Genomic DNA, 18,606 nt, shown 5'->3' with positions numbered 1-18,606 from the left:
GCACTTAGCATACAATTGAATCTCTATTTTCAAGCAGAAAGTAGAGATTGAAGTACTGCAATGAACAAAATCAAATTGCTTTGTTTATTTTTACCCTTTCAAATTTTAGATTAAAAATATGTCAACTCAAAAACGCCTTTTCCTCCTAGATGCTTATGCCTTGATTTTTCGTGGCTACTATGCTTTTATCAAAAATCCTAGAATCAACTCCAAAGGCATGGACACCTCGGCCATTATGGGATTTATGAACTCCTTGATGGACGTTATCCGAAGAGAAAAACCCGATCACTTGGCAGTAGCATTCGACAAAGGTGGTAGTGATTATCGCTATGAAATGTATCAAGAATATAAAGCCCATCGTGACGAAACTCCCGAAGCGATAAAAATTGCAGTTCCCTATATTCAGGAGTTATTGAAGGCAATGCATATTCCAATTATTGAAAAAGCAGGTTTTGAGGCCGATGACCTTATTGGAACTTTAGCCAAACAAGCTGAAAAAGAAGGCTACCAAGTATTTATGGTTACACCTGATAAGGATTTTGCACAATTGGTCTCTGAAAATATTTTCATGTACAAACCCGCTCGAATGGGGAATGACATTGAAATTTGGGGGATTCCAGAGGTCTTGGCTAAATTTGAAATTGAACGACCAGAACAAGTAATAGACTTTTTGGGAATGATGGGAGATGCTGCGGATAATATTCCAGGACTACCTGGAGTTGGCGAAAAAACAGCTAAGAAATTTTTAGCCGAATATGGCACCTTAGAAAACTTGTTGGCCAATACGCATCAACTTAAAGGCGCCATGAAAACCAAAATTGAAGCCAACAAGGAATTAGGTATTTTGTCTAAAAAACTAGCCACTATCCTACTCGATTGTCCTGTTACTTTTGACGCAGAGGATTATGAATTATCTAAACCAGATGTAGAGAAAACAGATGCTTTGTTTCAAGAATTGGAATTCCGTCAAATGAAAACACAATTCGATAAACTCTTTGGCACAGGAAAAGAATATGACGAAATAGATGGTAATGGAGATGGAAATGAAACGAGTTCAGTCGCTTCAAAAAAAACAGCATCAAAAAAGACCGCTAAAAACCAAATGGATTTGTTTGGATTCTCTGATGATGAGAATAGCAACGAAAATGGTTTAAATAAGTTTTACCAAACACTCGAAGACACTCCTCATTTCTACCAAATCATTCAAGGAGATTTTCCAGTAAAATTATTACTTCAAAATTTATTACAACAAACTTCCGTATGCTTTGACACTGAAACGACAGGAATCGATGCTTTGAATGCCGAGCTTGTTGGTTTGTCTTTTTCATGGGAGAAAGGCAAAGGATTTTACGTTCCTTTTCCCGAAAATCAAGAAGAAGCTCAAGAATTAATTGAAAAATTTAGTCCTTTTTTCGAAAATGAAACCATCGAGAAGATTGGTCAAAATATGAAATATGATTTAAAAATTCTATCCAATTATAACATTCAAGTCAAAGGAAAGCTGTTTGATACCATGATTGCGCATTATTTGATTAATCCAGATATGCGACACAACATGGATATTTTATCTGAAACCTATCTAAAATACAGTCCAAAATCTATCGAAACTTTAATTGGCAAAAAAGGAAAGAACCAGTTATCGATGCGTCAAGTAGAATTGGAGGCGATTAAAGAATACGCCACCGAAGATGCTGACATCACTTTTCAATTAAAAGAACATTTCCAACCAATTTTAGAAAAGGTTGGCACCAAAAAATTATTTGATGAAATTGAAATTCCATTAGTACAAGTATTGGCCGATATGGAAAAAGAAGGTATCAATTTGGATGTTGATTTCCTAAAAAAGATGTCGATTGATATGCAAAAAGAGATTGATACTTTCGAACAACAAATTTACGAAACGGCTGGAGAGAAATTTAATTTGGCATCCCCAAAACAGCTAGGCGATATATTATTCGATAAGCTAAAAATTGGAGGAGCTAAGCAAAAGAAAACCAAAACAGGACAATATGCTACTGGTGAAGAAGTTTTATCTTACTTAGCCAATGAACACCAAATTGTTCGCGATATACTTGAATGGCGCCAAATGGTAAAACTGCAAAGTACGTACATTGATGCCTTACCCAACCAAGTAGATAAAAAAACAGGACGAGTGCATACCGATTATATGCAAACTGTGGCAGCAACTGGTCGCTTGAGTTCTAATAATCCTAATCTTCAAAACATTCCTATTCGTACTGAAAGAGGACGACAAATAAGAAAAGCATTTATCGCACGTGATGAAAATTACACGCTACTTTCTGCGGATTATTCTCAGATTGAATTACGCATTATCGCCGCTTTGTGTGGGGAAGAAAATATGATTAAAGCCTTTCAAAACAAAGAAGACATCCATAAAAGTACGGCCGCCAAAGTATTCAATGTTCCTTTAGAAGAAGTAACCAAAGAACAACGTAGTCATGCTAAAACGGTGAACTTCGGAATTATCTATGGTGTATCGGCTTTTGGATTAAGCAATCAAACCAATTTATCTAGAAAAGAAAGTGCCGATTTGATTGAAGCCTATTACAAAACCTATCCAAGATTAAAATCATTCATACAAGAACAGGTTGATTTTGCCAGAGAAAACGGCTATGTAGAAACCATTTCAGGCAGAAGACGTTATTTAAAAGACATCAATTCTGCCAACGCCATTGTTCGTGGAGGAGCAGAACGAAACGCAGTCAATGCACCTATACAAGGTTCCGCAGCCGATATCATCAAAATTGCTATGATTAATATTCATAAAAAACTCACTGATGAAAATTGGCAATCCAAAATGTTATTACAAGTTCATGATGAATTGGTTTTTGATGTTCACCACTCTGAACTCGAAAAAATAGAACCCATGATCAAACACGAAATGGAAAACGCCTTCAAAATGGCAGTTCCATTGGATGTTGAAATCGGATTAGGTAAAAATTGGCTGGAAGCGCATTAGAATAAAAAAGGCTCGCAACAAAATAGTTACGAGCCTTTTTTCTATGTTTTTAAAATTTATTTTAAACGAGTAGATTCTCTTTCTTTCAATTTAGTATTAATTACTTTGGTTTGATATGGTAAATGCTCTTCTTTAGATTCTAGACGATCAATTAATAATTGAGCAGCTACTTCACCAATTTCAACACCATGCTGACTTACTGTGGTCAAGCTTGGAGACAAACGTCTTGAAGCCAAAATTCCATCAGCAAAACCAATAATTTTAAGATCTTCTGGAATGCGTAATCCTTTCTTTAAACCAAATTTCAAGGCCGCTACCGAATCATCTTCTGCCAAAGCAAAAACACCATCAATAGTATTATTAGCATATAAAGATTCTACTTTTTCATTCAAACCTTTACTTGTATCTGTTCTGATGATAATCTTATCATTCACAACAATATTATTATTTTTAAGGGCTTGCAAATACCCTTCGTAGCGTAATTTACCGATACTTAAATTATCGATAGTAGAAATCAAGGCTATATTTTTACAACCAGAATTGATCAAGAACTGTGTAGAATCAACACCTGCTTCAAAGTCATCTACAATAACCTTATCACAATCAAATTCATCAGTAGTTCTGTCAAATAAAACTATAGGCGTACCTTCACTAATAATTTCTTTAAAATGATTGTATTCGTGTTTCTTTTGTGCTTCTTCCGAAATAGATAATACAAAACCATCAATAGTTCCGTTACTTAACATCTCAAGCGTGTGCGCTTCTTTATCAAGAGATTCGTTAGAGATACACATAATGACATTGTATCCTTTTTTATCTGCTACTTTTTCAATACCACTGAATACTTTAGCAAAAAAAGAATTTAAAATATTGGGAATAATCACTCCAATTGTTTTTGTTTTTCTGTTTTTAAGATTTAAGCCAATAACATTAGGCTTATAATTTTTCAATTTAGCGTATTCTTTGATTTTGATCTTAGTTTGCTCACTAATTTCTGGACTATCGTTAAGTGCTTTTGAAACAGTAGAAACAGAAACATTTAATTCTTTTGCAATTTGTTTTAGCGTTGCTTTAGCTTTCATAGAATGAGAAATTAATTGAATAAATTACCAATAACTGGAATTGACACGAAAATATTAAATAAAAACATTAAAAAGCGAAGATAATCATAATTTCTAAAATTTCTACTACATAAAAGCAAGAGTTATGCTAAATTTACATTTTTACTACTATGATTTAAATTCATAATCTTCAAACTCAAAAGTAATTATACTTACAAAAAAAACACTGAATTGATAATCAGCACGAAACACAGTGAAAAATAATCATTTAACCTATTTGCATTTAAAATAATTAATTGTACTTTTGCACTCCCTTTATTGGGGATGGAATGTTTAATTAAAAATTATTATTGTGAACGCATTAAGCTACAAGACAATTTCAGCAACAAAAGCCAATTCTACAAAAGAATGGATTGTTGTGGATGCTGACGGTCATAACTTAGGACGTCTTGCTTCTAAAGTCGCTATGATTTTAAGAGGAAAGTACAAACCAAGTTACACACCACACGTGGACTGTGGAGATAACGTAATTGTTATCAACGCAGAAAAAATTAACCTTACAGGAAACAAAATGGATGACAAAATTTACATGCGTCATACAGGTTACCCAGGAGGACAAAGAACTTTAACTGCTAAAGTATTACAATCTAAAAACCCAGCGTTATTAGTTGAGAAAGCAGTAAAAGGGATGTTACCTAAAAACAAATTAGGAGCAGAACTTTTCAGAAATTTAAATGTTGTTGTAGGAGCTGAGCACAAACAAGGCGCTCAAAAACCTAGAACTGTTAACCTAAACGATCTTAAGTAATGGGAGTTATTCACAAAATCGGTAGAAGAAAAACGGCTGTTGCACGTGTTTATGTTTCAGAAGGAACAGGAGTAATCACTGTAAACAAAAAAGAATTCGCAACTTACTTCCCAACTGCTACTTTACAGTACAAAGTAATGCAACCAATGTCTATGACAGAAAATGCATCTAACTTTGACGTAAAAGTAAACGTTTATGGAGGTGGTGTAACTGGTCAAGCAGAAGCTGTAAGAATGGCAATCGCTCGTGCAATGTGCGAAGTAAATGCTGAAAACAGAGGTGTATTGAAACCAGAAGGTTTATTAACAAGAGACCCAAGAATGGTTGAACGTAAGAAATTCGGTCAGAAGAAAGCTCGTAAGAGATTCCAATTCTCTAAACGTTAATATTGCCTGTCTTGTTTTATTCAAACAAGACTTAATAGAATTATTTATTCAATTAAAAACAATGTTGTTATTGTCCCGATGCGTCGGGAGATTAGTTTAGCATCTAAATGTATGAAGCCGATTCATCGCCATTCCTACATTGCTATAATCAACAGAACGTAAACTAGTACAAAAATGTCAAACAAAGTAGAAGTAAAAGAATTACTAGAAGCAGGTGTTCATTTCGGACACATGACTAGAAAATGGGATCCAAATATGGCTCCTTACATTTATATGGAGCGTAATGGAATCCACATTATCAATCTATATAAAACTGCAGCTAAAATTGAAGAAGCTAACGAAGCTTTGAAAAAAATTGCTGCATCAGGTAGAAAAATATTATTTGTTGCTACCAAAAAACAAGCAAAAGATATCGTAGCTGAAAAAGCAAAAGCTGCAAACATGCCTTACATCACTGAAAGATGGCCTGGTGGAATGCTAACAAACTTTGTTACCATCCGTAAAGCGGTTAAAAAAATGTCTTCTATCGACAAGATGAAAAAAGACGGAACTTTTAACACACTTTCTAAAAAAGAGCGTTTGCAAGTTGATCGTCTTCGTGCTAAATTAGAGAAAAACTTAGGTTCAATCGCTGATATGTCTAGACTACCTGCAGCATTGTTCGTAGTAGATATCAAAGCGGAACACATCGCAATAAAAGAAGCTCAAAAATTAAACATTCCAGTTTTTGCAATGGTTGATACTAACTCTGATCCACGTGAAGTAGATTATGTTATCCCTGCAAATGATGACGCTTCTAAATCAATTGACAAAATTTTATCTTTAGTTTCTGCAGCTGTAATCGAAGGCCTTTCTGATAGAGGTACTGAGAAAGAAGTAGAAGTTGCTCCTGCTACCGAAGAAGTAGCTCCTGAAGCTCCAGCAACTGAAGAATAAATCTAATTTTAAATTCCAAATTTTAAATTCCAAATTCCAAAATCAGCTATTTAACAATCTGATAAAGTTGGAATTTGGGATTTGAAGGTTGGAATTTTTACTTTTAACATTAAAACACCTTATATTATGGCAACAATTACTGCTGCAGACGTAAATAAATTAAGAACAATCACAGGTGCAGGTATGATGGACTGCAAAAAAGCCTTGGTTGAAGCAGAAGGAGATTTTGATTTAGCAATCGAAAACCTACGTAAAAAAGGACAAAAAGTAGCCGCTAACCGTTCTGATAGAGAATCTACAGAAGGTGCTGTTATCGCTGTTGTAAATGCTGAAAAAACTGCTGGAGTTGTAGTTTCATTAAACTGTGAAACTGACTTCGTGGGTAAAAACGAATCTTTCGTAAAATTAGCACAAGATTTAGCTGCTTTAGGTTTGAACTTCAACACTAAAGAAGAATTATTGGCTGCTGACTACAACGGAATTACTGTTGCTGAAAAATTAATTGAGCAAACAGGAGTTATTGGAGAAAAAATCGAAATTGGTGCTTTCGAAAGATTAGAAGGTGCTTTTATCGGTTCTTACATCCACGCTGGTAACAAAATTGCTACTTTAACTGCATTATCTAAAAACATTGAAGGTGCTGATGAAGTTGCTAAAAACATTTCTATGCAAGCTGCTGCAATGGCGCCAATCGCTCTTAATGAAGATGGTGTTGATGCTGATACTATCGCTAAAGAAATTGAAATCGCTAAAGACCTTTTGCGTCAAGAAGGTAAACCAGAAGCTATGTTAGACAATATCGCTAAAGGTAAATTAGCTCGTTTCTTCAAAGACAACACTTTAGTAAACCAAGACTACATTAAAGACAACAAATTAAGCGTTGCTGCTTATGCTAAATCTTTAGACAAAGATCTTATCGTAACTGGTTTCAAAAGAGCTGCTCTAGGATAATTAAAATATTGATTTTACTTCTTGTAATTTCAAACAAAAGTCCCAACTTCAATTGAAGTTGGGACTTTTTTAATTGATGGCTTGCGCAAAATTGCAAAGTTGTACAACGCAACATAACATTAATGACGTAAAATAGACACTTGTTTTTGACCAGAACTAAAAGACTGATGCAAGCCAAAAGAAATATTATCATAAAAAAACAGCAGTAAACTAAATTACTACTGTTTTAATTAAAATTTAGTAAAGTACTCTATTACTTATTTCTGAATATGACTATCATTCTCTACAGGAATCATCGTCGCTTTACTTAACGCTTCTTTCTCCACCATAGCAAACAATTTGAAAACCAACAAAGAACCTACAACTCCAAGAATCGACATTACGATCCAGTTGGTTTCATAACCAGAATTTTGTATGATTTGCATTCCTGTTTTGGCACTCAAAATATGTGCAAAACTATAACTCATAGTAAAAGCAGCCATGTATTTACCTTCTCTCTGCTCATATGCTCTATCCATAGCAAATGAATTAGCGAATGGAAACGTCAACATTACACCACAAGTCATGAAAAGCATCATTGGGATCAACATTCCTTCCCATTGGTAAAGCAAGAATAAGAAACTGGTAGCCATCAACACCAAACCAATAAATATCACCCTATGATTGTTTATTTTATTTCTACTAACATAATTTACAATTGGCAGCTCAAACAACAGAATCAACAATCCATTTAAGCTTAACAGCAATCCACTATCAAACTCTGACATATTAAATTGCTCTTTGTGATACAAAGGCAAAGTAGTAAATATTTGAAAAAACAAAATTCCCGTGATCAAACAAATCACCAAATGAAGCATAAACGGCTTGTCCTTCATCACTGAAATATTCTGAGGTTTCAAACCGTCAGCGACTGTTCTTACTGGCAATTGTCTTTCTTTGACAAATAAAACAAAAACGATAATTGCCAAGATACAAGTAGCACCATCGGCATAAAAAATAAATTCGTAACCCGATTGCATAATAATTAAACCTCCCAAAACTGGACCAAAAAGAAACCCAAGATTTACAGCTGCTCTAGTCAAGGAATAAGCACTAGCACGATTTTCTTTTGTAGTGAACGTTTTGAGACAAACCAACATAGCAGGGCGAAACATATCAGCAATTGTAGTCAGTACTAAAATCCCGACACACATTTCTTCGAATGTTTTAGCATAATGCAGTAAAATGAAAATAATCCCACTGGCAAACAAACTAAAAACCATTACTTTGTAAAAACCAATCTTATCGGAAAGCTTTCCGCTTAACCATGTTCCAATAATAGAACCTATTCCGAAAAAAACCATAACCCAACCAATTTGGCTGTATGAAAACTCAAGGTTTTCTTTCATGTACTTCGACAAAAACGGAATAACCATTGTACCCGCTCTATTGATAAATGTTATTAATGTAAGAATCCAAATTTCTTTTGGAAAATTTTTAAAATTGTTTAGGTAGTTCTTTATCATAATTTATTTTTTTTGGGGCAAAAAATTAATTTTAGTGAAGCAAAAATAGATTTTTTTTCGACCATGACAATAAAGAAATGTTAAATAAACTTAACAATAGTAAAAAACATTTAATTTTTTTTAATAGATAAAAAACGGCAAAAAAAATATTGTCTTTTTTATTTTTTAGTATAGATTTGCATCGAACCCCAAATCAAAAAAACAATGAAAGAAAAATTCTACTTAGCTTTAGCTCTTTTATCCTTTTCTTTTTCGTCATACTCCCAACTGTACGGAGGTATCGAAATTGGAAGTAAAGGTGTTAAAATGACGGTCCTAGAGGTTGAAAACCTAAAGAAAAATTACTATGATGTAAAAGAATTTTGGACTGAAAACGTGGGTATTGCAACTGGAATTTCCATTGACGGAACGCTATTCAAAGAAGACATTGACAGGGCTGTCGCTGTGGTTTTAACCAACTATAACAAAATGCTGTCTGAATATAAAATTGAAGACAAGAATATTTTTATTGTAGCTTCTTCAGGTGTAGGTTTAGCAACAAATACTGCCGAACTAACCGACAAAATTAAAGCTTTAACAAAGAAAAATACAGAAGTTATTTCTTCATCTATCGAAGCTAGACTTTTATTAAAGGGATGTATTCCTCCAAAAAACTACTTAAATTCAGTAATTGTAGATATTGGTGGTGGTAATTCCAAAGGTGGTTATGCTAAAGAAATCAATGGTTCTGGAGTTTTCTTTCCTATTTCATCAGATATAGGTACGGTAACTTTAACAGAGCTTATTAACAAAAAATGTAAGCAAAAAACAGTTTTTGAATTTAACGAGCAAATGTTTGAATACCTGCCAACATTGAGAGAAACATTCAAAAAAATGTACACAAACCGTCCTGAATCTCAACAAAAAAACAACGTTTACATTTCTGGTGGTGCAGCTTGGGCATTTTACACTTTACTTACTGGACAAAAAGCAGAAGAAAACTTTACACCAGTGACGTATGATGACATTCTTTCTTTAAAAGCAATAGCTGAAAATAATTACCAAAGATTTTCTATTGATGCAGAAAATAATGTTGAAAAGAAAAAAGTATTGAATACTTACCAACAAAAAAACTTAATCGCCGCATTTAATCTTTTAGAAACTTGTCTTGAAGTTATTCCAGACATGAAAAGCAAAAAGATTTATTTTGCAAAGCAAGGTCAAATTGCTTGGTTAGTAAGTTATGTATTCGACAATGCTAGAGGAGTAAAACAGATTTACTAATAAGATCATTATAACCATTTAGAAAATCCCATTCGTGTTACAACGTTTGGGATTTTTTATTTAACAACTGTTCCAATTCCAATACTTAAAATAAAATACTATTTTTGACAAACTCAAAACTATGTTTCAAACTCGTAAAGATTTTGTTTTTGTCATTCTAGCTGGTATTTTCATTACCAATGCTATAACCGCCGAACTAATTGGGGGAAAATTAATCCAAATAGGGCCTTTTGTAATGAGTATTGGTATTTTGCCTTGGCCCATTGTCTTTTTGACCACTGATTTAATCAATGAATATTTTGGAGAAAAAGGCGTTCGTAAACTTTCTTTTATCACGGCCTGCCTTATAGCCTATTCGTTTGTCATTTTACTATTAGCCATGACAATTCCAGCAGCCAAAGGAATAAGTCCGGTTACTGACGACCAATTTCAAGCAGTTTTTGGACAAAGTATGTGGATTATTGTGGGAAGTATTGTTGCTTTTTTGGTGTCACAACTCATTGATGTTACTGTGTTTTGGTTCTTTAAAAACCGAACTGGAGATACGAAAATTTGGCTCAGAACCACTGGTTCCACTTTGGTTTCCCAACTGTTTGATTCTTTTATTGTTTTAGGGATTGCCTTTTGGCTCCCCGGAAAAATAGATTTTGAAACTTTTTTAAGTTCAGCACTTACTGGCTATACCTTTAAACTTTCCATTGCTATACTATTGACTCCGGCTATTTATGTGGGACATAACCTCATCAAAAAATACCTATCCAAAGAAAGCGTTTAAAACTTTGATTTTAGATTAATTTGGCAAATTTTATTTTGAATATCATTATTTTTACACCCAATACATCAACTGATTTCAATAGTAAAAGTTCCCTAAATTACCCAAAATGAACAAAGTAATATCCTTTATTTTTCTTTTAGCACTATTCATCCTGATAGGTTGTAATGGTAATGATTCCGAAAAAGAGGACACTACTTCACAAGAACAAAACTCCAACTCTGTAGTTATTACAGAAAATGAATCCTCTACCAAATCAGGCAATACAATAGTCTCAAAGAAAGAAAACCGTACTTCATCAAGTAAAAATCAAAGCAAAACACTTATTGAAAACGACAAATCAATAATTGAAGCTCCAGGTATAATTCTCGAAAAAAAAATTAATTCCCCTCTAAAAGATTTGTTTGAACAGGGGCAAATTGGAAAAACATATACCAAAAAAGAACTCATAGAAATCTTTAATTTTCCTAAAGAATCATTAAGCCTTGTAAAAAAGGTAACTTACACAGGGCACAATACATTGTACTTTTATTGGGGCTCTACATGGTTTGTAGAAAAAATCTCGGATGCAAAGTTTAAGAATGGAATAATAACCTTCGATATTAAAGAAAACCAAACGATCTTAAAAGGGGGCGCCATCGGAATAAAGCACAATAAAAAAATCCATACCGAATTAATTATCAAAAACGGAAATGCCTACATCCCTTCTGTCAAAGGGTTTTACTGGGAAATCAAAAAATAATGAAAAAAGAATTGCAACGTTGCGGCTGGTGCAACTCCAGCACACTATACCAAAACTACCACGATGAAGAATGGGGAAAGCCAGTATATGACGATGCTACCTTATTTGAATTTTTACTATTAGAAACTTTTCAAGCTGGCCTAAGTTGGATTACCATCTTAAATAAAAGAGACAATTTCCGTAAAGCATTTGACGATTTTGATTATAAAAAAATTGCCAAATATTCTGATGATAAAATCCAAGAACTATTACAAGACGCAGGTATCATTCGCAACAAACTGAAAGTGTATTCCGCTGTAACCAACGCAAAAAATTTCATTAAAATACAAGAAGAATTTGGAAGTTTCTCTACTTACATTTGGGCATTTGTAGACCATACACCCATTGATAATTTTCCTAAAACCTTGAAAGAAGTTCCAGCTACTTCAACTCTTTCGGATGCAATTAGTAAGGACTTAAAAAAAAGAGGATTCAAGTTTGTAGGCTCAACAGTTATCTACGCACATATGCAAGCCACAGGCATAGTCAATGATCATGTAGAAAATTGTTGGACTAGGAATTAAGCTTCGGCATTCTCTTTTTGTAAAATTCAACAATTAAACCTACAAACTTTAAACTTTAAACAAAAAGTATAAACTAAAATCTTTATATTTGCTTCACACTTTAGGGGTGTCTACAACTGTAGGCTGAGATTTTACCCTCTGAACCTGATCTAGTTCATACTAGCGTAGGGAAAAGTAAGATGACTTCCTTGCACCATAATTGGGTGCAATCGTAGCCATTCCTAAAGTATACCTATATACTAAATTCAAAAGGAATGGAACTAAAAATCAACAACCAAACAAAACAATTCGATGCCGAAAGCCTAACGGCTCAAGCGCTCATTGACTTGGAAATTCCAGAAAACCAAAACGGAATTGCCCTTGCCATCAACCTTACCGTAATTCCAAAATCCAATTGGAATACCCATCTCATCAAAGCAACCGACGAAATTCTCATCATTACAGCCACACAAGGCGGATGATTTGGGCGTGACCCCATTTGCAAAAGGCGCTATTCAACACACCGTTTAGAGCGCGCCTTTTACAAATGCGGTCGGGCTATACGCGCTACTTCGGTAGCCAGCTTCTATCCCTCACGCAAAAAAACACTAAGCCCTTTTCAAACAGCTAAACAATAAAAAGTAAAAAAACTAAAGCTATGAGCAACCAAGACAAGATCTCAAGAACTCCGTTTCCAAACTCCAAAAAAACATACATCGATGGAGAAATTCATTCCATAAAAATAGCTATGCGAGAAATTTCATTAGCGGACACTAAACTATCTAATGGCAGAATAGAAAAAAATCCAGCCGTAACCGTTTACGACACTTCAGGCCCTTACACAGACCCAAACATTCAAATTGATGTTCGCAAAGGATTGCCTCGAATCCGCGAACAATGGATTCTGAACCGTAATGATGTAGAAGAACTAACCGAAATCTCCTCCGATTACGGAAAATCCCGTTTGAATGACCAAAAGCTAGATCACTTGCGCTTCGAATATTTACACAAACCCTTGCGTGCCAAGAAAGGAGCCAATGTTACTCAATTACATTATGCCAAACAAGGCATCATCACCCCAGAAATGGAATACATCGCCATTCGTGAAAATCAAAAATATGAACAAATTGAATCTCAAACAAAAGCAATGCAATGCCAACATAAAGGAGATAGTTGGGGCGCAAACACTCCCTCTCCTTCAGGGAGGGCTGGGGTGGGGCCAATCACTGCGGAATTTGTTCGTAGCGAAGTAGCAAAAGGACGAGCTATTATCCCCAACAACATCAACCATCCCGAAAGCGAACCGATGATTGTAGGACGTAATTTTTTAGTAAAAATTAACGCCAATATTGGCAACAGCGCAGTTACCTCATCAATCGAAGAAGAGGTGGAAAAAGCCGTTTGGGCTTGCCGTTGGGGTGCTGATACCATTATGGATTTATCTACAGGAAAAAACATTCACGAAACCAGAGAATGGATTATCCGTAATTCCCCAGTTCCCATCGGCACGGTACCGATTTACCAAGCCTTAGAAAAAGTAAACGGAATCGCAGAAGATTTAACCTGGGAAATTTTTCGTGATACCTTAATCGAACAAGCAGAACAAGGCGTTTCTTATTTCACCATTCACGCTGGTGTTTTATTACGTTACATTCATTTGACCGCTAATCGTGTTACCGGAATTGTCTCTCGTGGCGGTTCGATTATGGCCAAATGGTGCCTATTCCACCATAAAGAAAACTTCCTTTACACTCATTTCGAAGAGATTTGCGAAATCATGAAACAATATGACGTTGCCTTTTCATTAGGTGACGGATTACGTCCAGGTTCAATAGCCGACGCCAACGATGCCGCACAATTCGCCGAATTAGAAACATTAGGCGAACTGACAAAAATTGCATGGAAACACGATGTCCAGGTATTCATTGAAGGCCCAGGTCACGTACCGATGCATATGATTAAAGAAAATATGGACAAGCAATTAGAACATTGTAACGAAGCGCCATTTTACACTTTAGGGCCATTAACGACTGATATTGCTCCAGGTTATGACCATATCACCTCTGCTATTGGAGCTGCTATGATTGGCTGGTACGGCTGTGCTATGCTGTGTTATGTAACGCCAAAAGAACACCTTGGTTTACCCAACAAAAAAGACGTAAAAGACGGTGTGATTACATATAAAATTGCCGCTCACGCTGCGGATTTAGCCAAAGGTCACCCGGGAGCACAATACCGTGACAATGCTTTAAGCAAAGCCCGTTTCGAATTCCGCTGGGAAGACCAATTCAACTTGTCATTAGATCCAGATACTGCTCGTGAATTTCACGATGAAACCTTGCCTGCAGACGGTGCAAAAGTCGCCCATTTTTGCTCAATGTGTGGTCCAAAATTCTGCTCAATGAAAATTTCTCAGGAAATTCGTGATGTTGCCGAAGCCGAAAAAGGAATGGCGGCAAAATCTGAAGAATTTATCGAGCACGGAAAAGAAATTTATATTTAGAATTATTGAAAAATTAAATGATTTAAAAATTTAAAATTCTTGAATCTAAACCATTTTAAATCTTTCAATTCTTCAATCTTTAAATCTAAAAATGATTTTAATCACAAGTCCAATTCAAATAGCAAACGAAATCCACACCATACACACTCTCTTTGAGAACGGATTGGAATTACTTCATATTCGGAAACCTGATTATTCAGAAACAGAAATGAAAACATTTGTATCAAAAATAAAAACAACTTTCAGACACCGATTGGTTTTGCATAGTCATCATCAATTAGCGCAAGAATTTGGAATTAATCGCATTCATTTCGCAGAAAAAAACAGAGTCGCAACATCCGAAGAGCATTTAAAAAAGTGGAAAGAAAAAAAATTCAGCCTCTCCACCTCTATTCATCAAATGTCCGATTTTGAAGAGCTGTCAAGTGTTTTTGATTACGCATTTTTTGGCCCTGTTTTCGAAAGTATTTCAAAACCCAATTATGTTTCAAATCTGGATTTCAAAAAAGAATTAGAACAAAGAAAAAATAACAAAACCGCATTGATTGCTCTTGGAGGAATCACATCCGAAAATATCAAAACTGCATTAGCATTTGGTTTTGATGATGTAGCACTTTTAGGTAGTATTTGGAACAACAACCATTCAATAGAAAATTTTAAACTATGTCACGACCTTTTGTAGTAAGCATTGCAGGCTTCGATCCTTCAGCAGGCGCGGGAGTTTTGGCAGATGTAAAGACGTTCGAACAACATCAAGTGTATGGCTTTGCTATTAGTACTGCAAATACCATTCAAACCGAAAATGAATTTGTAGCCATACAATGGACGGATTTGGATTTTGTTTTGCAATCTGTTCAAACAATATTTAATTCTTACGATATAAAAGCCGTAAAAATTGGAATTGTACCTTCATTAGAGTACTTGAGAGAAATAATTTTTTCGATAAAAAAACATTCGCCACAAACCAAAATAGTTTGGGATACCGTTTTAAAATCCACTACAGAATTTGATTTTTTAACTATTGAAAACCAAACTACTTTGATTGAAATACTGAAAGAAATTCATTTAATTACCCCCAATTACGATGAGATTTTACAATTATCTTCTAAAGGAATTAATGCAGAAACTACAGCAATGCTACTTTCCAAATACTGTCCCGTTTTACTAAAAGGTGGTCATAAGCCCGATGAAATTGGCTTTGATTATTTATACCTAGAAAATGAATTTTTTCGTTTTCATCCAAAAACTAAAAAAGAAATTTTCGAAAAACATGGTTCGGGCTGTGTTTTGTCATCAGCGATTACAGCAAATCTTGCCATAGGACAAAACCTAAAAACGGCTTGCGAAAATGCAAAAACCTACACAGAGAACTATTTATTGTCAACTCCCTCTAAATTAGGACATCATTATGTATAACAAACTACAATACATCTCTCAAGGAGACACGGTTAAAGAACAATTGTACAATATTCATCAAGCCTTAGATCATGGATGTGATTGGATTCAGTTGCGATTTAAGAATCAAAAAACAAACAAATCTTTTGCATTGGCCGAAGCCGTACATTTTTTGTGTGAAGAATACTTAGCAAACTTTATCATTAACGATGATGTCCATTTAGCCGAACATATCGCTGCAGATGGTGTTCATCTTGGACTTACTGATATGAGTATTATTGAAGCCAGAGCTGTTTTGGGGAATACAAAAATTATTGGCGCCACTGCCAATACACTAGAAGACGTGCTTAGCCATATCAATAATGGCTGTGACTACATTGGTTTAGGCCCTTATCAATTTACCAAAACCAAAGCTAATTTAAGCCCCATTTTAGGATTGCGAGGTTATCAATCGATACTAAATCAATTGAATCCAAAACAAAAAGAAACCCCCATTTATGCTATTGGAGGTATAACGCTAGAAAATGTAGATGAGCTAGTAGCTACTGGCATTCACGGTATCGCAGTATCAGGAATCATTACCCATAGCGATCACAAAAGCAAAATAATAACTGAACTTAACGAAAAATTATATAGCCATGTCATTATTTAAAATAGGAGATAAAACCTTCGAATCCCGCTTGTTTTTAGGAACAGGAAAATTTGGTTCAAACACCGAAATGGAAGCGGCAATTTTAGCATCAGAAAGCGAATTGGTTACAGTCGCTCTAAAACGTATCGATTTAGCAACCGAAACCGATGCTATTTTAGCCCATCTTAAACATCCACGAATTAATTTATTACCCAACACTTCTGGTGCACGCAATGCAAAAGAAGCCATTTTTGCAGCGCAATTAGCCAGAGAAGCTCTGGAAACCAATTGGCTCAAACTCGAAATCCATCCAGATCCAAGATATCTTTTACCTGATCCCATCGAAACTTTAAAAGCAACAGAAGAACTAGCTAAATTAGGATTCATTGTTTTGCCATACATTCATGCCGATCCAGTTTTGTGTAAACATTTGGAAGATGCTGGAACCTCAGCTGTAATGCCTTTAGGATCTCCCATTGGAAGCAACAAAGGCTTGAAAACAATCGATTTTTTAGAGATTATTATCGAACAAAGTAAGGTTCCCGTAATTATTGACGCAGGAATTGGCGCCCCTTCTGATGCCGCAAAAGCAATGGAAATAGGTGCCGATGCCGTATTAGTCAATACTGCCATAGCTGTAGCGGGAAATCCCAAATTGATGGCCGAAGCTTTTAAGGAAGCTGTTATTTCAGGGAGAAAAGCCTATGAAGCAAAACTGGCTCAACAATACAAACAAGCGGTGGCTTCAAGTCCTTTGACAGCGTTTTTGTATGAATAACTCTCTTAAACACAAAGACACGAAGAAGACACAAAGTTCAAGAAGTCTTTATGGAATTACTGTGAAACTTAATGAACTCTATCATTAAGTCTTCTAAATAAAAAACAATGAACACATTCAAATCAATTTTCGAACAATACAGTTGGGACAAGATTCAAACTAAAATCTATCAGACAACTTCCAAAGAAGTCGAACAAGCTTTAACCAAAACCAAACGCAATCTCGATGATTTTCTAGCTTTGATTTCGCCTGCGGCCCAGCCTTATTTGGAACAAATGGCGCAAATAAGTCACGAGCTAACCAAAAAACGTTTTGGCAAAACCATACAAATGTATGCCCCTTTGTATTTGAGCAACGAATGCCAAAACATTTGTACCTATTGCGGCTTTAGTTTGGACAATAAAATTAAACGAAAAACATTAACCGATAGTGAAATAAAACTAGAAGTTGATGCCCTAAAAAAACTAGGTTTTGACCATGTATTATTGGTAACAGGAGAAGCCAATTATACCGTAAACATCAACTATTTTCTCAATGCAATTGACCAAATCAAAAACACTTTTTCAAACATTTCTGTAGAAGTACAGCCCCTTTCGCAAGAAGAATATGAGCGTTTGCATCAAGCAGGAGTCTATTCCGTTTTAGTCTATCAGGAGACGTATCACCAAGAAGTCTACAAAAAATACCACACCAAGGGTAAGAAATCCAATTTTGATTTCAGGCTAGACACGCCAGATCGTATTGGCAAAGCAGGCATTCACAAAATTGGTCTAGGTGTTTTGTTAGGCCTTGAAGATTGGCGTACCGATAGTTTTTTCAACGCCTTACATTTAGACTATTTGCAAAGAACCTATTGGCGTACCAAATACTCTGTTTCTTTCCCGCGCTTACGACCAGCCGAGGGCATCATCGAACCCAATTTTATTATGGACGACAAAGATTTGACTCAACTCATCTGCGCCTATCGTTTATGGAATGAAGATTTAGAAATCTCCATTTCGACCCGAGAAAACGAAAAATTCAGAAACAATAGTATTCCTCTTGGCGTGACGAGTATGAGTGCAGGTTCTAAAACCAACCCCGGAGGCTATGTCGTAGACCCGCAATCTTTGGAACAATTCGAAATTAGCGATGAACGTACTGTAAATGAAATTGCACAAATAATCAGTAACAAAGGCTATGAACCCGTTTGGAAAGACGACCCCTATTTCGTTCATCAAAAAACATAGTCATAATTTGGACGTGACCCTACGTAAAAACTTCGGGTCGGGCTATCCGCTATATCTCTTGGGGCGAACCCCGCCCCAAGAGGATGCCGCTCCTATCCCTCACGTACAATTGCTAACAACACCA

The 18,606-nt window shown here is 35.4% G+C and carries 18 protein-coding genes and 1 riboswitch; of the genes, 16 read left to right on the top strand and 2 right to left on the bottom strand.

What is annotated here, in order from left to right; translation table 11 throughout:
• Window positions 1-118: 118 nt before the first annotated feature.
• On the top strand, window positions 119-2,980 hold the full coding sequence (gene polA / locus AO58_RS16910; protein WP_035717345.1) for a DNA polymerase I: 2,862 nt from the start codon (window positions 119-121) through the stop codon (window positions 2,978-2,980).
• 56 nt (window positions 2,981-3,036) lie between these two features.
• Here polA and AO58_RS0103525 read toward each other — a convergent pair whose 3' ends face one another.
• Window positions 3,037-4,062 carry a LacI family DNA-binding transcriptional regulator gene (locus AO58_RS0103525; RefSeq protein ID WP_024980378.1) on the bottom strand — a complete coding sequence of 342 codons (1,026 nt, stop codon included), beginning with the start codon at window positions 4,060-4,062 and terminating at the stop codon, window positions 3,037-3,039.
• Between the two features lie 331 nt (window positions 4,063-4,393).
• Here AO58_RS0103525 and rplM point away from each other — a divergent pair, with 331 nt between their 5' ends.
• From rplM to tsf, 4 genes are all read left to right on the top strand, one after another.
• Window positions 4,394-4,849 carry a 50S ribosomal protein L13 gene (rplM, locus tag AO58_RS0103520; protein WP_024980377.1) on the top strand — a complete coding sequence of 152 codons (456 nt, stop codon included), beginning with the start codon at window positions 4,394-4,396 and terminating at the stop codon, window positions 4,847-4,849.
• Complete coding sequence (gene rpsI, locus AO58_RS0103515) at window positions 4,849-5,235, top strand: 30S ribosomal protein S9 (protein ID WP_024980376.1); 387 nt, start codon at window positions 4,849-4,851, stop codon at window positions 5,233-5,235. Before rplM ends, rpsI begins: the two co-directional genes overlap by 1 nt.
• A 174-nt stretch (window positions 5,236-5,409) precedes the next feature.
• Entirely contained in the window at window positions 5,410-6,171 is a 762-nt protein-coding gene (gene rpsB / locus AO58_RS0103510) for a 30S ribosomal protein S2 (protein ID WP_024980375.1), read from the top strand.
• 126 nt (window positions 6,172-6,297) lie between these two features.
• On the top strand, window positions 6,298-7,122 hold the full coding sequence (gene tsf / locus AO58_RS0103505) for a translation elongation factor Ts (RefSeq protein ID WP_024980374.1): 825 nt from the start codon (window positions 6,298-6,300) through the stop codon (window positions 7,120-7,122).
• Between the two features lie 257 nt (window positions 7,123-7,379).
• On the opposite strand, the gene AO58_RS0103500 is transcribed toward tsf, so the two are convergent.
• On the bottom strand, window positions 7,380-8,627 hold the full coding sequence (locus tag AO58_RS0103500) for an MFS transporter (RefSeq protein ID WP_024980373.1): 1,248 nt from the start codon (window positions 8,625-8,627) through the stop codon (window positions 7,380-7,382).
• Between the two features lie 204 nt (window positions 8,628-8,831).
• Between AO58_RS0103500 and AO58_RS0103495 the strand changes: the two genes are divergently transcribed.
• The 11 genes from AO58_RS0103495 (at window position 8,832) to thiH (ending at window position 18,482) form a co-directional block, all read left to right on the top strand.
• The gene (locus AO58_RS0103495) at window positions 8,832-9,890 is read left to right on the top strand and encodes a Ppx/GppA phosphatase family protein (protein WP_035717341.1); all 1,059 of its coding nucleotides are present in this window, start codon (window positions 8,832-8,834) and stop codon (window positions 9,888-9,890) included.
• 121 nt (window positions 9,891-10,011) lie between these two features.
• The gene (locus AO58_RS0103490) at window positions 10,012-10,665 is read left to right on the top strand and encodes a queuosine precursor transporter (RefSeq protein WP_024980371.1); all 654 of its coding nucleotides are present in this window, start codon (window positions 10,012-10,014) and stop codon (window positions 10,663-10,665) included.
• Between the two features lie 106 nt (window positions 10,666-10,771).
• Entirely contained in the window at window positions 10,772-11,404 is a 633-nt protein-coding gene (locus AO58_RS0103485; protein WP_024980370.1) for a hypothetical protein, read from the top strand.
• The gene (locus AO58_RS0103480) at window positions 11,404-11,967 is read left to right on the top strand and encodes a DNA-3-methyladenine glycosylase I (RefSeq protein WP_024980369.1); all 564 of its coding nucleotides are present in this window, start codon (window positions 11,404-11,406) and stop codon (window positions 11,965-11,967) included. The genes AO58_RS0103485 and AO58_RS0103480 overlap by 1 nt, the downstream gene beginning before the upstream one ends.
• Window positions 11,968-12,059: 92 nt before the next feature.
• Window positions 12,060-12,155: riboswitch (TPP riboswitch) on the top strand.
• Between the two features lie 66 nt (window positions 12,156-12,221).
• A complete protein-coding gene (gene thiS / locus AO58_RS0103475) occupies window positions 12,222-12,428 on the top strand; it encodes a sulfur carrier protein ThiS (protein WP_024980368.1) in 207 nt (68 codons plus the stop codon).
• A 176-nt stretch (window positions 12,429-12,604) separates the two neighbouring features.
• The gene (gene thiC / locus AO58_RS0103470) at window positions 12,605-14,449 is read left to right on the top strand and encodes a phosphomethylpyrimidine synthase ThiC (protein ID WP_024980367.1); all 1,845 of its coding nucleotides are present in this window, start codon (window positions 12,605-12,607) and stop codon (window positions 14,447-14,449) included.
• 91 nt (window positions 14,450-14,540) lie between these two features.
• Window positions 14,541-15,131: a thiamine phosphate synthase gene (locus AO58_RS0103465; protein ID WP_024980366.1), complete on the top strand. Its 591-nt coding sequence runs from the start codon at window positions 14,541-14,543 to the stop codon at window positions 15,129-15,131.
• Window positions 15,113-15,865, top strand: a complete 753-nt coding sequence (locus AO58_RS0103460) for a hydroxymethylpyrimidine/phosphomethylpyrimidine kinase (RefSeq protein ID WP_024980365.1) — start codon at window positions 15,113-15,115, stop codon at window positions 15,863-15,865. Before AO58_RS0103465 ends, AO58_RS0103460 begins: the two co-directional genes overlap by 19 nt.
• A complete protein-coding gene (locus tag AO58_RS0103455; RefSeq protein WP_024980364.1) occupies window positions 15,858-16,496 on the top strand; it encodes a thiamine phosphate synthase in 639 nt (212 codons plus the stop codon). The genes AO58_RS0103460 and AO58_RS0103455 overlap by 8 nt, the downstream gene beginning before the upstream one ends.
• Window positions 16,483-17,253: a thiazole synthase gene (locus AO58_RS0103450; RefSeq protein ID WP_024980363.1), complete on the top strand. Its 771-nt coding sequence runs from the start codon at window positions 16,483-16,485 to the stop codon at window positions 17,251-17,253. The genes AO58_RS0103455 and AO58_RS0103450 overlap by 14 nt, the downstream gene beginning before the upstream one ends.
• 107 nt (window positions 17,254-17,360) lie before the next feature.
• Window positions 17,361-18,482, top strand: a complete 1,122-nt coding sequence (thiH, locus tag AO58_RS0103445) for a 2-iminoacetate synthase ThiH (RefSeq protein WP_024980362.1) — start codon at window positions 17,361-17,363, stop codon at window positions 18,480-18,482.
• The last annotated feature ends 124 nt before the right edge of the window (window positions 18,483-18,606 follow it).

Origin of the sequence: Flavobacterium succinicans LMG 10402 (assembly GCF_000611675.1) — a bacterium.
GTDB lineage: Bacteria > Bacteroidota > Bacteroidia > Flavobacteriales > Flavobacteriaceae > Flavobacterium > Flavobacterium succinicans.
Note: the sequence above shows the minus strand (reverse complement) of the source record. Positions and strands in the feature narration are given on the sequence as shown.

What these genes read in the sequence shown, in the direction of transcription:
- polA (WP_035717345.1), top strand. Translation starts at nt 119, where the DNA reads ATGTCAACTCAAAAACGCCTTTTCCTCCTAGATGCTTATGCCTTGATT.
- AO58_RS0103525 (WP_024980378.1), bottom strand. Translation starts at nt 4,062, where the DNA reads ATGAAAGCTAAAGCAACGCTAAAACAAATTGCAAAAGAATTAAATGTT.
- rpsI (WP_024980376.1), top strand. Translation starts at nt 4,849, where the DNA reads ATGGGAGTTATTCACAAAATCGGTAGAAGAAAAACGGCTGTTGCACGT.
- rpsB (WP_024980375.1), top strand. Translation starts at nt 5,410, where the DNA reads ATGTCAAACAAAGTAGAAGTAAAAGAATTACTAGAAGCAGGTGTTCAT.
- tsf (WP_024980374.1), top strand. Translation starts at nt 6,298, where the DNA reads ATGGCAACAATTACTGCTGCAGACGTAAATAAATTAAGAACAATCACA.
- AO58_RS0103500 (WP_024980373.1), bottom strand. Translation starts at nt 8,627, where the DNA reads ATGATAAAGAACTACCTAAACAATTTTAAAAATTTTCCAAAAGAAATT.
- AO58_RS0103495 (WP_035717341.1), top strand. Translation starts at nt 8,832, where the DNA reads ATGAAAGAAAAATTCTACTTAGCTTTAGCTCTTTTATCCTTTTCTTTT.
- AO58_RS0103490 (WP_024980371.1), top strand. Translation starts at nt 10,012, where the DNA reads ATGTTTCAAACTCGTAAAGATTTTGTTTTTGTCATTCTAGCTGGTATT.
- AO58_RS0103485 (WP_024980370.1), top strand. Translation starts at nt 10,772, where the DNA reads ATGAACAAAGTAATATCCTTTATTTTTCTTTTAGCACTATTCATCCTG.
- AO58_RS0103480 (WP_024980369.1), top strand. Translation starts at nt 11,404, where the DNA reads ATGAAAAAAGAATTGCAACGTTGCGGCTGGTGCAACTCCAGCACACTA.
- thiS (WP_024980368.1), top strand. Translation starts at nt 12,222, where the DNA reads ATGGAACTAAAAATCAACAACCAAACAAAACAATTCGATGCCGAAAGC.
- thiC (WP_024980367.1), top strand. Translation starts at nt 12,605, where the DNA reads ATGAGCAACCAAGACAAGATCTCAAGAACTCCGTTTCCAAACTCCAAA.
- AO58_RS0103465 (WP_024980366.1), top strand. Translation starts at nt 14,541, where the DNA reads ATGATTTTAATCACAAGTCCAATTCAAATAGCAAACGAAATCCACACC.
- AO58_RS0103460 (WP_024980365.1), top strand. Translation starts at nt 15,113, where the DNA reads ATGTCACGACCTTTTGTAGTAAGCATTGCAGGCTTCGATCCTTCAGCA.
- AO58_RS0103455 (WP_024980364.1), top strand. Translation starts at nt 15,858, where the DNA reads ATGTATAACAAACTACAATACATCTCTCAAGGAGACACGGTTAAAGAA.
- AO58_RS0103450 (WP_024980363.1), top strand. Translation starts at nt 16,483, where the DNA reads ATGTCATTATTTAAAATAGGAGATAAAACCTTCGAATCCCGCTTGTTT.
- thiH (WP_024980362.1), top strand. Translation starts at nt 17,361, where the DNA reads ATGAACACATTCAAATCAATTTTCGAACAATACAGTTGGGACAAGATT.